11 protein-coding genes are annotated in these 13,629 nt (G+C 69.1%); 6 read left to right on the top strand and 5 right to left on the bottom strand.

Going from position 1 to position 13,629, the window contains the following annotated elements:
* Window positions 1-59: 59 nt before the first annotated feature.
* The 4 genes from YU1_RS0122270 to YU1_RS0122255 all read left to right on the top strand — a co-directional run bounded on the left by YU1_RS0122270 (window position 60) and on the right by YU1_RS0122255 (window position 7,141).
* Window positions 60-2,660: a ligase-associated DNA damage response DEXH box helicase gene (locus YU1_RS0122270; protein ID WP_029005965.1), complete on the top strand. Its 2,601-nt coding sequence runs from the start codon at window positions 60-62 to the stop codon at window positions 2,658-2,660.
* A gap of 1,015 nt (window positions 2,661-3,675) precedes the next feature.
* Window positions 3,676-4,836, top strand: a complete 1,161-nt coding sequence (locus YU1_RS32890) for a YecA family protein (RefSeq protein WP_084540049.1) — start codon at window positions 3,676-3,678, stop codon at window positions 4,834-4,836.
* A 614-nt stretch (window positions 4,837-5,450) separates the two neighbouring features.
* A complete protein-coding gene (locus tag YU1_RS0122260; protein WP_029005963.1) occupies window positions 5,451-5,765 on the top strand; it encodes a hypothetical protein in 315 nt (104 codons plus the stop codon).
* A gap of 161 nt (window positions 5,766-5,926) precedes the next feature.
* Window positions 5,927-7,141: a lytic murein transglycosylase gene (locus YU1_RS0122255; RefSeq protein ID WP_035716361.1), complete on the top strand. Its 1,215-nt coding sequence runs from the start codon at window positions 5,927-5,929 to the stop codon at window positions 7,139-7,141.
* 114 nt (window positions 7,142-7,255) lie between these two features.
* Here YU1_RS0122255 and YU1_RS0122250 read toward each other — a convergent pair whose 3' ends face one another.
* Complete coding sequence (locus YU1_RS0122250) at window positions 7,256-7,708, bottom strand: VOC family protein (protein WP_029005961.1); 453 nt, start codon at window positions 7,706-7,708, stop codon at window positions 7,256-7,258.
* A gap of 74 nt (window positions 7,709-7,782) precedes the next feature.
* Complete coding sequence (locus YU1_RS0122245) at window positions 7,783-8,244, bottom strand: VOC family protein (protein WP_051357191.1); 462 nt, start codon at window positions 8,242-8,244, stop codon at window positions 7,783-7,785.
* 187 nt (window positions 8,245-8,431) lie between these two features.
* Here YU1_RS0122245 and YU1_RS0122240 point away from each other — a divergent pair, with 187 nt between their 5' ends.
* Entirely contained in the window at window positions 8,432-9,535 is a 1,104-nt protein-coding gene (locus YU1_RS0122240; RefSeq protein WP_029005959.1) for an NADH:flavin oxidoreductase/NADH oxidase, read from the top strand.
* Between the two features lie 53 nt (window positions 9,536-9,588).
* Entirely contained in the window at window positions 9,589-10,290 is a 702-nt protein-coding gene (gene pdeM / locus YU1_RS0122235) for a ligase-associated DNA damage response endonuclease PdeM (protein ID WP_029005958.1), read from the top strand.
* Window positions 10,291-10,326: 36 nt separating this feature from the next.
* On the opposite strand, the gene YU1_RS0122230 is transcribed toward pdeM, so the two are convergent.
* From YU1_RS0122230 to thiE, 3 genes are all read right to left on the bottom strand, one after another.
* Window positions 10,327-11,121 carry a DUF2076 domain-containing protein gene (locus tag YU1_RS0122230; RefSeq protein ID WP_029005957.1) on the bottom strand — a complete coding sequence of 265 codons (795 nt, stop codon included), beginning with the start codon at window positions 11,119-11,121 and terminating at the stop codon, window positions 10,327-10,329.
* A 164-nt stretch (window positions 11,122-11,285) separates the two neighbouring features.
* On the bottom strand, window positions 11,286-12,884 hold the full coding sequence (aceB, locus tag YU1_RS0122225) for a malate synthase A (protein WP_029005956.1): 1,599 nt from the start codon (window positions 12,882-12,884) through the stop codon (window positions 11,286-11,288).
* Between the two features lie 64 nt (window positions 12,885-12,948).
* On the bottom strand, window positions 12,949-13,587 hold the full coding sequence (gene thiE, locus YU1_RS0122220) for a thiamine phosphate synthase (RefSeq protein ID WP_029005955.1): 639 nt from the start codon (window positions 13,585-13,587) through the stop codon (window positions 12,949-12,951).
* Window positions 13,588-13,629: the final 42 nt, after the last annotated feature.

Genomic DNA, 13,629 nt, shown 5'->3' with positions numbered 1-13,629 from the left:
CGCGCGATAAACGCCGTGCCCGCTCGCGCGGGCGCGGCGGCGTCCCTATCTTAGGGGGCGTGTCCACCCTGAAGCAGCGGCGCGCCGACGCCCTTCCCGATGTCTTCCAGCGCTGGTTCGCCGCCCGCGGCTGGCTGCCGCGCCGGCACCAGCTCGACCTGGTGGCCGCCGCCCGCGCCGGCCGCTCAACCCTGCTCATCGCCCCCACCGGCGCCGGCAAGACGCTGGCCGGCTTCCTGCCCACGCTGGTGGAGCTGAGCGAGGCGCGCGGCCCGGAGGCCCGCAAGGCGCGCGCGAAGGCCAGGAAGGCCGAGGCGGCGGCCCCCGCCGGCCGCGAGCCGCCGCCGCGCACCTCGCCGCTGCACACGCTCTACATCTCGCCGCTGAAGGCGCTGGCGGTGGACATCGCCCGCAACCTGGAGGCGCCCATCACCGAGATGGGCCTGCCGATCCGCGTCGAGACCCGCACCGGCGACACCTCCGCCTCCCGCCGCCAGCGCCAGCGCCGCGACCCGCCGGACATATTGCTCACCACGCCCGAGCAGATCGCCCTGCTGCTGGCCTCGAAGGACGCGGACTTCCTGTTCAGCGGCCTCAAGCGCGTGGTGCTGGACGAACTGCACGCGCTCGTCACCTCCAAGCGCGGCGACCTGCTGGCGCTCGCGCTCGCCCGCCTGCGCAGCATCGCCCCCGGCCTCCAGAGCGTCGGCCTGTCCGCCACCGTGGCCGAGCCGGACGACCTGCGCCGCTATCTGGTGGCGCAGGGCCAGGGCCTGCCGAAGAAACAGACCCTGGCCGACCTCGTGGTGGCGCGGGGCGGCGCGGCGCCGGACCTCTCCATGCTGGAGACCAAGGCCCGCATGCCCTGGGCCAGCCACACGGCGCTGCATGCGCTCGCCGAAATCTACGCCCTCATCGCCAGCCACCGCACCAGCCTCGTCTTCGTCAACACCCGCTGGCAGGCGGAAATGCTGTTCCAGGAGCTCTGGCGCATCAATGACGACAACCTGCCCATCGCGCTCCACCACGGCTCGCTGGACGTGGAGCAGCGGCGCAAGGTGGAGGCGGCCATGGCCGCCGGCCGGCTCAAGGGCGTGGTCTGCACCTCCTCGCTGGACCTGGGCATCGACTGGGGCGACGTGGATCAGGTGATCAACGTGGGCGCGCCCAAGGGCGCCTCCCGCCTGATGCAGCGCATCGGCCGCGCCAACCACCGGCTGGACGAAAGCTCCCACGCCGTGCTGGTGCCGGCCAACAGGTTCGAGGTGCTGGAATGCCGCGCCGCGCTGGAGGCGGTGGCGGCGGGGGCTCAGGACACCCCGCCCGAGCGGCAAGGCGCGCTGGACGTGCTGGCCCAGCATGTGCTCGGCAGCGCCTGCGCCGCGCCGTTCGCGGCCGACGCGCTCTATGCGGAGGTGGTGACCGCCGCACCCTATCGCGCCCTCCCCCGCTCCGACTTCGACGCCGTGCTGGATTTCGTCGCCACCGGCGGCTACGCGCTGCGCGCCTATGAGCGCTTCGCCAAGATCCGCCGCACCAAGGACGGGCTGTGGCGCGTGGCCAATCCGCAGATCGCCCAGACCTACCGGCTGAACGTCGGCACCATCGTCGAATCCACCATGCTCAAGGTCCGCCTCGTCTCGGCGCGCGGCGCGGCCAAGGGCGGCCCCGCCGGGCGGCCGCGCTTCGGCGGGCGGATGCTGGGCGAGGTGGAGGAATATTTCATCGAGACCCTGGTGCCGGGCGACACCTTCGTCTTCGCCGGCGAGATCCTGCGCTACGAGACGCTGGTAGAGGACCAGGTCTATGTCTCGCGCTCCTCGGCCACCGAGCCGCGCGTGCCCTCCTACCAGGGTGGCAAGTTCCCGCTCTCCACCTTCCTGGCGGCGGGGGTGCGCGCGCTCATCGCCGCCCCGGCCCGCTGGGCCGCGCTGCCGCCGCAGGTGCGCGAATGGCTGGAATTGCAGCAGGCCCGCTCGCGCCTGCCGGGGCGCACGGAACTGCTGGTGGAGACCTTCGCCCGCGCCGGGCGCTTCTACATGGTGGCCTATTCCTTCGAGGGGCGCCTTGCCCACCAGACCCTGGGCATGCTGCTGACGCGCCGCCTGGAACGGGCGCGGCTGAAGCCGCTGGGCTTCGTCGCCAATGACTATGCCCTCGCCATCTACGGCGCCGGCGACATGGGCGCGGCGGTGAGCGACGGCCGGCTGTCGCTGGCCGACCTGTTCGACGCCGACATGCTGGGCGACGACCTGGAAGCCTGGTTGGCGGAATCGGCCTTGATGAAGCGCACCTTCCGCTCCTGCGCGGTGATCGCCGGCCTGATCGAGCGGCGCTTTCCCGGCACGGAGAAGACCGGCCGGCAGGTCACCATCTCCACCGACCTCGTCTATGACGTGCTGCGCCGGCACGAGCCGGACCACGTTCTGCTGCGCGCCGCCCGCGCCGACGCCGCCACCGGCCTGCTCGACGTGCGCCGCCTCTCCGACATGCTGGCCCGTATCAGGGGCCACATCATCCACCAGCCGCTGGAGCACGTCTCGCCGCTCTCCGTGCCGGTGCTGCTGGAGATCGGGCGGGAGACGGTGGGCGGGCCGGACACACACGAGGCCCTACTGGCGGAAGCGGAGGAGGACCTGGTGCGGGAGGCGATGGGGTGAGAGGGGGAATAGCGGCCAGCCCGGCACGCCGTTGCGAACGACCGCTTCGCGCCAGAAGCAGACCTCCCCTGCACGTCCGGTATTGGCCGGCAGCAGAATTCCTTGGCAAGCGGACATCGATCCTGTTGCGGGCAACGGGTCTCCGGCCAGAAGATCCTGTGGCCAAGGACCTATGGCGCTAAAACCGACACCGCACTCGTCGCCACCTACAAGGGACAGACCGGCAAGACGGCGCCTTCGTCTGGACCGAAGGGGATGCCGCTGGCGCAGTGGATCGCAGAGCGTGAGCGCCGCCCGGGCATGCACGAGGTGCGCGATAGCGGCGCGTGCTCTCGTTTGCGACCCTCGCGGCCTATAGCATGCCCTCCCCCCCTACGACCTCCTGGCCCGCCGCCGAACGGCCGGGCGTCGCAGTTGATCCTCGGCATTCTCTGCTCATGGGTCGCTGAGGCGTGACTCGCGCCCCGGTTCATCAATTGGCGGTCGTCCACGGACGATAGCCTGATATGGATGCAGATCAGCGACATCGGTGGCGGGCTGCTAGTCCTAAAATGATCGGCGGCGCCCTCCACATCACGGCACCCGGTGCGGTGAATGGGCGAAGCGCAATTGGGTCATGCCGTCTATCCCGGTTTCGGTCGCCATTCCGGTGTCTAGCTTAATTGCCGGGATGAATCGAGGACCGCAGATCATCAGGCGGTTCCGAAGATGGGGCGCAGCCACAGCGCCCCGCTGATCCCCGCCCATTCGCTCCGGGCGGCGGTACTGGCCCGGCTAGGGCATTCACAGGGAGTGGCCCCTCACTGGTCCCACGATCGGCTTGGGCCAGCGGTAGGGCTTTTTGTGCCTGCGATCCGGCTGCAGAATACCCCTTTCGGCCCGCAACGGACGCCTCCGACGCTGAGTTGCGTTTCTCGGAGCCTCTGCGTCTGTCTTGCACCCGCGGGGCGAAGGATCAAAATAGCCCCATAGTCACCGTCAGGGTCGAAGCCGGCCCCGCGCTAATGAGATTCGCATGATTAAAGAACCAAAAAGAAACGACCCATGCTGGTGCGGCTCTGGCGTAAAATTTAAGAAATGTCATCGCGCACGAGATGTGCAACCAAAAGAAAACGCATGGGATGCTGTTGATGCGAATCGGAAAGCTTTTTCTGTCAAGAAATGCTGTGCCCACGACGTGGGCTTGGGCGCCTGTCAAGGCAGCGTGATCAAAGCTCACACCGTTTCAAAGGGACCTAATTTATCAAAAATCGCCAAAAATGGTCACGTTATGCAATATGTGGCTAGCATTCCTGAAATGAAAAAGAATGGAGGAAAACTTATTGCAAAAAAGCTTGGAATAAATGATGCATCAATATTCCATGGATTCTGCGGCGGCCACGACCGCGACCTTTTCTCGTGCATCGAAAACGAGGAATTTTCCGGTCGACCCGACCAATGCCTTGCGGTGGCTTATCGCACGATGAGCCGAGAACTCTACGGGAAAGATGCCAGTGCTCATCTGCGTGAAACATTGCGGGGCGCAGACAAAGGCTTAACAGCTTTCGATCAGTTCATAATTCAAAATATGCTCGACGGATTTAACGAAGGAAACGAAGCTGCCCGACGCGAATTTAAGCACACACATGACGCATTAACATCAGCTTTGGTAGCCAAACGATTTGAAGATATTAGTTCGATTATTTTTGAATTTGACGCACCGTTGCCATTTATGTTCGCAGGTGCATGGTCGCCATTTACCGACATACACGGCAGAGAACTTCAGAAGGGACACCCGGACGAACTTCTCGAACAGATTTTCGTCTCTTCGTTCGCGGGTAAATCTAGTGCGATGATTTGCATTTCTTGGCGAAGTGTCGAAAACGCGCCTGGCCAAATCATTGCGGGTCAGCTCAAGGAACTTCCTGACAGCCGGCTAGCGTCAATTTGCTTGCAGTTCGCAATGAAACACATTGAGAATGTTTTCTTCAATCCAGACTGGTTCCAGTATTTGGATAGAAAACATAAAGAACACCTCAACAAACTTGCAGCCGACACCATTTATGAGCTGGGAGGGGTTCCTTCTGTGTCCCTAAAAATGGAGCTGGATTTCCAACTCCCCCCATCCGCTCGGTCGTTTGAAGTTCACCCGCGACACAGCAATGTCGTTGAGGCGTCACCGGTTCAGTCCCCATGATTGACTGCCGTCCCCATCGCCGAACAGGCTGTCGCGCTCGCCCGCCAGCAGGCCGGCCTTTCGCAGACCCGCAATTCGCTCATCCGCGATCACGCGGAAGGGGCGCTAAAACCACCAGAGGCGACCGCGCGCCCCGTAGCCCATGCGCAACACGTCGCCCCGCTTCAAGCGGGAGAGAACCTCGTCACGCTTCATCGATCGGCAGCCGGGCCACAGGCGCGGTGTCTTCTGCGCCCAGTGGTGAACGCCCCATGACGCGGAAGCAATCGAAGGTGCCAGGCGAGATCGGCCCATACCGGACGTTCGGACACGCACTTGGCAAGGTCCGCTTCCGGCGCGAAGGAGACAGCCGCGCAGTGCCTACGCGCAGATCCCAATGCGCCGCACTCCATGACCTGGACGACGTGATGCGTGAGCTGGAGGCCATCGTCGCCGGCAAGGCGGCGTGACACGGGTTCGCCTCTCGGACACGGCCCGGGCCTCCCCGCCCGGCGCGCCCCAACGCGGTGCATCCCCAAGACCTGCCGCCCCTCGCGGAAAGGCTGCCGCCGACCGCCTATGCAACCGCGCCCTTCCCGCTTAACCTTCGCCGCAGACGAGCGATGGAGGGGTGGATGGCGCGGATGACCATGGGCTTGGCGCCCGATCAATTGTGGCAGTCGATCAATCCCTGGCGCTTCTTCGAGAAGGCCAATTTCACCGGCGTCAGCATCAATCTCGGCCAGTCCGGCAACCCGCAAGCGGAACAGGCGATCCTCGACGAGGTGGGCAGCTACGGCCGCCAGCTCGGCCGCATCGGCGACGCGCTGGAGGTGCTGATGGCCCATGTGGACATGGCGACGCTCACCCCCAAGGAGCAGGACGCGCTGACCGCGCTGCGCTTCCAGCTGGAAGCGGTACGCAAGGTGAAGGCGCGGAACGGCAGCTGAGGGGGGAGAGGACCGCGCGGCGCCGTGCTATCGTCGCGCATGCCTTCTGTCCACATCACAGCATGAGCGGTTCCGTGCGATCCGGTTGCCGTACCCTTCTCCCGGCCCTTCGCCGGGCTCTTTTCCCCGGCGTCTATCCGGGCGCTTATCCAGGCGTATTCCTGGGCGTTTTCCTGGCCCTGCTGTCCTGCCTGCTGGCGCTTCCGGCGCCCGCCCGCGCGGCGGACGCGACCTTCACCCAGTTCATCGCCGCGCTCTGGCCGGAGGCGCAGGCGGCCGGCGTGTCGCGCGCCACCTTCGAGCGCGAGACCCGCGGGCTGGAGCCGGACTACAAATTGCCGGACCTCGCCTTGCCGGGGCGGCCCGTCACCGGCGCGCGGGCGCAGGCCGAGTTCGTGCAGGTGCCGGCCGACTATGTGAAGGAAGCCCGCATCATCCAGCTCGCCGCCGAGGGGCAGCGGCTGATGCAGAAATACCGCGCCGCGCTGGAGGAGATCGAGCGCCGGTTCGGCGTGCCGGGCACCATGGTGCTGGCCATCTGGGGCCGCGAGACCGACTACGGCCGCTCCTCCGACCCCCACGACACCCTGCGCGTGGTGGCGACGCAGGCCTATGTGGGCCGCCGCAAGGAGCAGTATCGCGACGAGTTCATCCTGGCGCTGAAGATCCTCGACGCGGGGGCGGTGACGCGCAGGGAGTTCCGCTCCTCCTGGGCGGGGGCCACCGGCCTGACCCAATTCCTGCCGTCCGAATATTTCAAGCACGGCGTCGATCTCGACGGCGACGGCCGCGTCGACATTTGGCATTCGGTGCCGGACGCGCTCGCCTCCGCCGCCAAGCAGCTGGCCGACAAGGGCTGGCAGCCCGGCGTGCGCTGGGCCTATGAGGTGCGCGCCCCGGCCAATGCCGACTGCACCCTGGGCGTGCCGGAGGTGCAGCGGCCGATCGGCGACTGGCAGCGCGCCGGCTTCAGCCCGGTGCAGCGCACCTCCGCCGCCGAGCAGGCGCAGCCGGCCTCGCTGCTCCAGCCCGAGGGGCTCTACGGCCCCTCCTTCCTCACCACGGCCAATTACTTCGTCATCAAGCAGTATAATTTCTCCGACCTCTACGTGCTGTTCGTCGGCCACCTGTCCGACCGCATGCTGACCCCGCAGCCCTTCGCCACGCCCTGGTCTGCGGCGACGCAGCTGCGCACCAGCTCGGTGGAGGCGATGCAGACCCATCTGGCGCGCCTCGGGCTCTACACCGACAAGATCGACGGCAAGGCCGGCATGCAGACCCGCACGGCGCTGGGCGCCTACCAGAGATCCGCCGGCTTGAAGGTGGACTGCTGGCCGAGCGAAGCGGTGCTCCAGGCGATGCGGGCGGCGCGGTAGGCTCATCGCGGCTCCCCGTGACTGCCGCTGCCCGGCGGCAGCGGCAGTCGGCCGGCGCTGGGGGCCCGCCCCTGCGGGGGCGGTGCCGGGGCGGGCCCCAGCGGGCGGGAGGGCTCAGGCCGCTTCCAGCGCGGCGAGGTCCAGTTTCACCATGCCCATGAGCGCGGCCATCACACGCGGGGCGCGGGCGGGGTCGGCTAGCAGGGCGGCCGGGGTGATCTGCCAGGGCACGCCGTAGCGGTCGATCAGCCAGCCGCACTGCTGCGCCTGCCCGCCATCCGCGCACAGGGCCGCCCACAGGCGGTCCACCTCCCCCTGGTCGGCGCAGGCGATGCGGAACGAGGTGGCGAGCGTGTGTGCGAAGCGCGTGCCGCCGTTCAGCGCCATGAAGGTCTGGCCGGCCAGGGTGAACTCCACCACCAGCACGCTGCCGGCGGGGCCGGCCGGGGTGTCGATGGGGTTGGTCTGCACCGTCTCGATGCGCGAGCCCGGCAGCAGCGAGACATAGAAGCGCGCGGCCTCCTCCGCCTCGCCGTCGAACCACAGGCAGGGGGAAATCTTCGACATCAGAGCCTCCTTGGCTGATCCCGCGCCGTCGTCGGCGCGGCCATGGCCTGCGGCGATCCGGCCCGCCGGGCGCCTCAGGCGCTCGCCGCCTGCTCCGGACAGGCGCTCATGGCCGGGTCCATCCACATGATTTCCCAAATGTGGCCGTCCGGGTCCTCGAAGCTGCGGCCGTACATCATGTCGAACTCGGGCATGCGGCTGGGGTCCGCCTTGCCGCCGGCGGACACCGCCGCCGCCACCGTGGCGTCCACCTCCGCGCGGCTGGCGGCGGACAGGCAGATCAGCACCTCGCTCACCTGATGCGCGTCGGCGATGGCGCGGGGGGTGAAGTCCTTGAACTTCGGGTGGGTCAGCACCATCACATGGATGACGTCCGACACCACCATGCAGGCGGCGGTGTGGTCGCTGAACTGCGGGTTCTTCCGCGCCCCGATGCGCTCGTAGAAGGCAATGGCGCGGTCGAGATCGGCCACCGGCAGGTTGATGAAGACGAGCTTGGGCGAAGGCGTGGGGGATGGCGTGGGAGATGGCGACATAAGCGGGTCCTCCTTCGGCATTGTCCCCGAAGGACGCGGCAGCCGGGCCGGCGCCGACACGGCGCCCGGAAAAAATCCGCCCCGCCGCCGCAGCGCGCGCATCCGTGACCGGCCGCGCCCTGCCGCGCCGCCGCCGGCTCCTGTATGAAAGGCGCAGCCCTTTCCTTCCCGCCTTCCGGATCTTTCCATGCCCCTGCTGTTCGACCCGCTGAAGCTCGGCGCCCTCACGCTTGAGAACCGCATCGTCGTCGCCCCCATGTGCCAGTATTCGGCCACCGACGGCGCCGCCACCGACTGGCACCTCATCCACCTCGGCACGCTCGGCCTGTCCGGCGCCGGCCTCGTCATCATCGAGGCCACCGGCGTCGAGCCGGAGGCGCGCATCTCGCCCGCCGACCTCGGCCTGTGGGACGATGCCACCGAGGCGGCGCTGGGCGGCGTGCTGGCCCGGGTGCGAGCGCAGCTTCCCGCCGCCGGCGAGGTGAAGTTCGGCATCCAGCTCGGCCATGCGGGGCGCAAGGCCTCCACCGCCCGGCCGTGGGAGGGCGCCGCCCAGGTGCCCGCCGATGCCGGCGGCTGGGTGCCCTTCGCCCCCTCAGCCCTGCCGTTCCGCAATGCGGACGTGGCCCCCATCGCCCTCGATGCGGACGGCCTCGCCCGGGTGCGCACCGCGTTCGCTGACGCCGCCCGGCGCGCCGCGCGCATCGGCTTCGACGCGGTGGAGATCCACGGCGCCCACGGCTACCTGCTGCACCAGTTCCTCTCGCCGCTCTCCAACGCCCGCACCGATGCCTATGGCGGTTCGCTGGAGAACCGCATGCGCTTCCCGCTGGAGGTGTATGAGGCGGTGCGCGCCGCGCTGCCGGCGCACATTCCGGTCATCATGCGCGTCTCGGCCACCGACTGGGTGGAGGGCGGCTGGGACCTGGAGCAGACCATCCAATTCGCTCAGGCGCTGAAGGCGCGCGGGCTGGACGCCATCCACGTCTCCTCCGGCGGCCTGTCGCCCCTGCAGCAGATCGCCGTCGCGCCCGGCTACCAGGTGCCGCTGGCGGAGGCGGTGAAGGCGGCCACCGGCCTCACCACCATCGCGGTGGGCCTGATCACCGATCCGGCGCAGGCGGAAGACATCCTGGCCACCGGCAAGGCGGACGCCATCGGCATCGCCCGCGGCATCCTCTACGATCCGCGCTGGCCCTGGCATGCGGCGGCCGCGCTCGGCGCCAGCATGGTGGCGGCGCCGCAATACCTGCGCTGCCAGCCCTCCGGCCTGCGCCAATTGTTCCGCTGACGGGCCCGCGTCCGCGTGCTTGCCCGCGCGCGGACGTTGGGCCATGAAGGCGGATGCTCGCGCGCACCGATTCCGGTCCTGGTCCGCTCACCGCCCTTCACGGCTGCGCGGTGCGGCTCGACCCGCGCGGCGGCCTGTTCTGGCCCGACGAGCATCTGCTGGTGGTGGCCGATCTGCATCTGGAGAAGGGCTCCGCCTTCGCCCGGCGCGGCCAGATGCTGCCGCCCTACGACACGGCGGAAACCCTGGCGCGGCTGGAGGCCCTGGTGGCCGCCCTCGCGCCGCGCCGCATCGTCGCTCTGGGCGACAGCTTCCACGACCGCTGGGGCGCCGAGCGCCTGCCGGACGAGGCCCGCCGCCGCCTGCGCGCGCTGGCCGCCGGGCGCGATTTCCTCTGGATCGCGGGCAATCACGATCCCGAGCCGAACGGGGAATTGGAAGGGGATTGGGCGCGCGAGGCGCGCATCGGGCCTTTGGTGCTGCGCCATGAGCCAGCCGAGGTGCCGGAGCCCGGCGAGGTGGCGGGCCATCTGCACCCGGTGGCGCGGCTCAGCGTGCGCGGCCGCTCCATTCGCCGCCGCTGCTTCGCCACCGACGGGCGCCGCCTCGTGCTGCCGGCGCTGGGCGCCTATGCGGGCGGGCTGAACGTGCGCCACGGCGCGGTGGCCGGCCTGTTCGCGGGCCCGTTCGAGGCCCACCTGCTGGGCGCGGCGCGCACCTACCGCATCGCCAGCACCGCCTGCCTGGGCGAGTGAGGCAGGGCCGCCCGGCGGCCCTGCCCCTTAATCACGTCAGGCCCAGTTGGAATCGTCGCCGCCGAAATCGCCGCCGTCGTCATAGCCGGCGTCCTGGTAGCCGGTGTCGGACGCGCCGGACGACCACGGGTCATTGCCCGTGTCGGCAGCCGCCACATTGGTGTCGGGGGCGCCGCCCAAGGCTTCCTGCGCCTGGCTGGCGAGATCGCCCGCCGCGGCCGCCGGCTGCTCCAGCAGCGAGGAGGCCTGCTGGGCGATGGGTCCGGTGCCGCCGGACATCAGGCCCTTGATGCCCTCGAACAGCAGCGCGCCGCCGGCGACGCCGGCCGCCGTGGTGAGCGCGCCGGACAGGAAGCCGCCGCCACCGCCGCCGAACATGCCGGGGCGCTGGGGCTGATACTGCGGCTGCTGGTATTGCGGCTGCTGGCCCCACGGGCCGGAAGGCTGGGCGCCGGCCTGCGGGCCGTAGCCGGGCTGCTGGGCGTTATAGCCCTGCGGCAGGCCCATGGGCCCGGTGCTGCGGGCGCCGGAGGTGGGCACCGAGGTGCCGCGCGGCGCGCCGCCGCCGAACAGCCCGCCGAGGAAGCTCGGGGCCGGCTGCTGCGCCTGCGCGGCCTGCGCCTGGGCTTCCAGTTCCTGGATGCGGGCGGCGGCCTGCTGGAGCGCATGCTCCTGGACGAGGACGGTCTGGGCCAGCGTGTAGGTGGCGTGCGGCGCCTCGCTGGTGCGGCGGGCGATCAGGGCCTCGGCTTCGGCGTCGCGCGGCTGGTTCTCCACGCCGCGCATGCGATCGAACAGGCCATCGATGAGGGCGCGTTCTTCGGGGGTCATGATCGTCTCCGGTCGGTTGATCGGCCCGCCTCCCCTAGCGGAAGGCGGGCTGAGTACGACCGGCATATGCGCACGGGAAAGTGCCGCAGGAAGGGCGCGGCGCATGAATTTTTTGTAACGGTGCCGGGCTCCGGCGCGGCGGGGCCGCCCCGGACCGGGAAGGCTCAGGCCACCAGCTTGTAAGCCGGCAGGGTCAGGAATTCCTCGAAATCCTTGGCCAGGGTCATGTCCGAGAACAGCTTGATGGCCTCGGGGAAGCGGCCCTTGTCGTAGACGGCGGGGGTCAGCGTCTCGCGCAGCTTGGCCATCTCGTCATCGAGCAGGCTGGTGAACAGGTCGCCCGTCACCGTGCGGCCGTCCTCCAGCTTGGCGCCGAGGTGGATCCACTGCCAGATCTGCGCGCGGCTGATCTCGGCGGTGGCCGCGTCCTCCATCAGATTGTACAGCGGCACCGCGCCGCGACCGCGCAGCCACGCCTCGATATACTGCACGCCGACGCGGATGTTCTCGCGCAGGCCGCCCTCGGTGCGCGCGCCCTGGTGCATCACCAGCAGGTCGTCGCGGGTGACGCTCACGTCCTGGCGCAGCTTCTGGAGCTGGTTGGGGGTGGGCATCAGGCGGTTGAACACCTCCATGGCCACCGGCACGAGGTCGGGATGGGCCACCCAGGTGCCGTCGCAGCCGTCGCCGGCCTCGCGCTCCTTGTCGGCGCGCACCTTGGCGAAGGCGGCGTCATTGGCGGCGGGATTGTTCTTCACCGGGATCTGCGCCGCCATGCCGCCCATGGCGAAGGCCTTGCGGCGGTGGCAGGTCTTCACCAGCAGCGCGCCATAGGCCTTCAGGAAGGCCTCGTTCATCACCATGCGGGCGCGGTCCGGGGTGAGGAAGCGGGCGTTCTTCCCCAGCCGCTTGATGAAGGAGAAGATGTAGTCCCAGCGGCCGATGTTGAGGCCCGCCACATGGTCGCGCAATTCGTAGAGGATCTCGTCCATCTCGAACACCGCCGGCAGGGTCTCGATCAGCACCGTGGCCTTGATGGTCTTGGCCGGCAGGCCGAGGCGGGCTTCCGCCAGCGTGAACACGTCGTTCCACAGCCGGGCTTCCAGGTGGCTCTCGGTCTTCGGCAGGTAGAAATACGGGCCGGAGCCCTGGGCCAGCGCCGCCTTGGCATTGTGGAAGGCATAGAGGCCGAAATCGAACAGCGACCCGGAGACCTCCGCGCCGTCCACCGTCACATGGGCTTCCGGCAGGTGCCAGCCGCGCGGGCGGATGATCAGCACGGCGGGCGTGGCGCCGAGCTTGTAGTCCTTGCCGTTGGACGGGTCATGGAAGTCGATCCTGTTGGCCCAGCGATCCTTCAGGTTCAGCTGGCCCTCGATCATGTTGGACCATTGCGGGGCGGAGGCGTCCTCGAAGTCCGCCATGAACACCTTGGCGCCGGAGTTCAGCGCGTTGACGATCATCTTGCGGTCCACCGGGCCGGTGATCTCCACGCGGCGGTCCAGCAGGTCCTGGGGCAGCGGCGCGATGGTCCATTCGGCATCGCGGATGCTGGCGGTCTCGGGCAGGAAGTCGGGCAGCTCGCCGGCATCGAAGCGGGCCTGGCGGGCGGTGCGGCGGGCCAGCAGGTCGCGGCGCGTGGCGTCGAAGGAGCGGTGCAGCTCGGCCACGAAGGCGAGGGCCTCGGAGGTCAGGACCTCCTCGTAGCGCGGGCCGAGGGCGCCGGTGATGACGACGCCGGTAGGCAAGGCGGGGGTCGACATGATGTCGGTCTCCAGTTGGGACGTGGGTGTTCGAAAACGCGAAAGAACTTCGGAGGACCGCCGCTCAGCGGCGGGCACCGTCGATGATGGCTTTCAGTTCGCGGGCGGCGGCGGTGACGTCCGGCGCGGCGCAGAGCGCGGAGACGACGGCGACGCCTTCGGCGCCCGCGCGGATGACATCGGCCGCATCCTCGGCCTTGAGGCCGCCGATGCCGACCATGGGCAGAGCGATGTGCGCGCGCAGGAAGGCGAGGCCTTCGACGCCGATGGCCCCGCCGGCGTCGCTCTTGGTGCCGGTCGCCTTCACCGGGCCGCAGCCCACATAATCCACCGGGCCGAGGTCGGAGGCGGCCAGTTCCTCCAGCGTGCCGATGGACAGGCCGATGATGGCCTGCGGCCCGAGAATGGCGCGGGCGGCGGCGGGGTCGATGTCGTCCTGGCCGAGGTGCACGCCCTGGGCGCCCACGGCGGCGGCGACATCCACCCGGTCATTGACGATGAGGGGAATGCCCTTGGGGGCCAGCAGGCCGAGCAAAGCGCGGGCCTGCTCGGCCAGCGCGCGGCCCTTGGCCTGCGGATCGCGCAGCTGGACGATGGTCACGCCCCCGGCCACCGCCTGCTCCACGGTCTCGATCAGGCCCCGCGCCTCGGTGAGGCCGGGATCGGTGACGAGATAGAGGGAAAGGTCGAACCGGCGGGGCATGTCTCTTCCTGTGCCTTGAAGGCGCGGGGCCATGGCGCGGAG

This window comes from Azorhizobium doebereinerae UFLA1-100 (assembly GCF_000473085.1).
Lineage (GTDB): Bacteria > Pseudomonadota > Alphaproteobacteria > Rhizobiales > Xanthobacteraceae > Azorhizobium > Azorhizobium doebereinerae.
The sequence above is the reverse complement of the archived record's forward strand: the minus strand, read 5'-3'. Positions and strand labels throughout refer to the sequence as shown.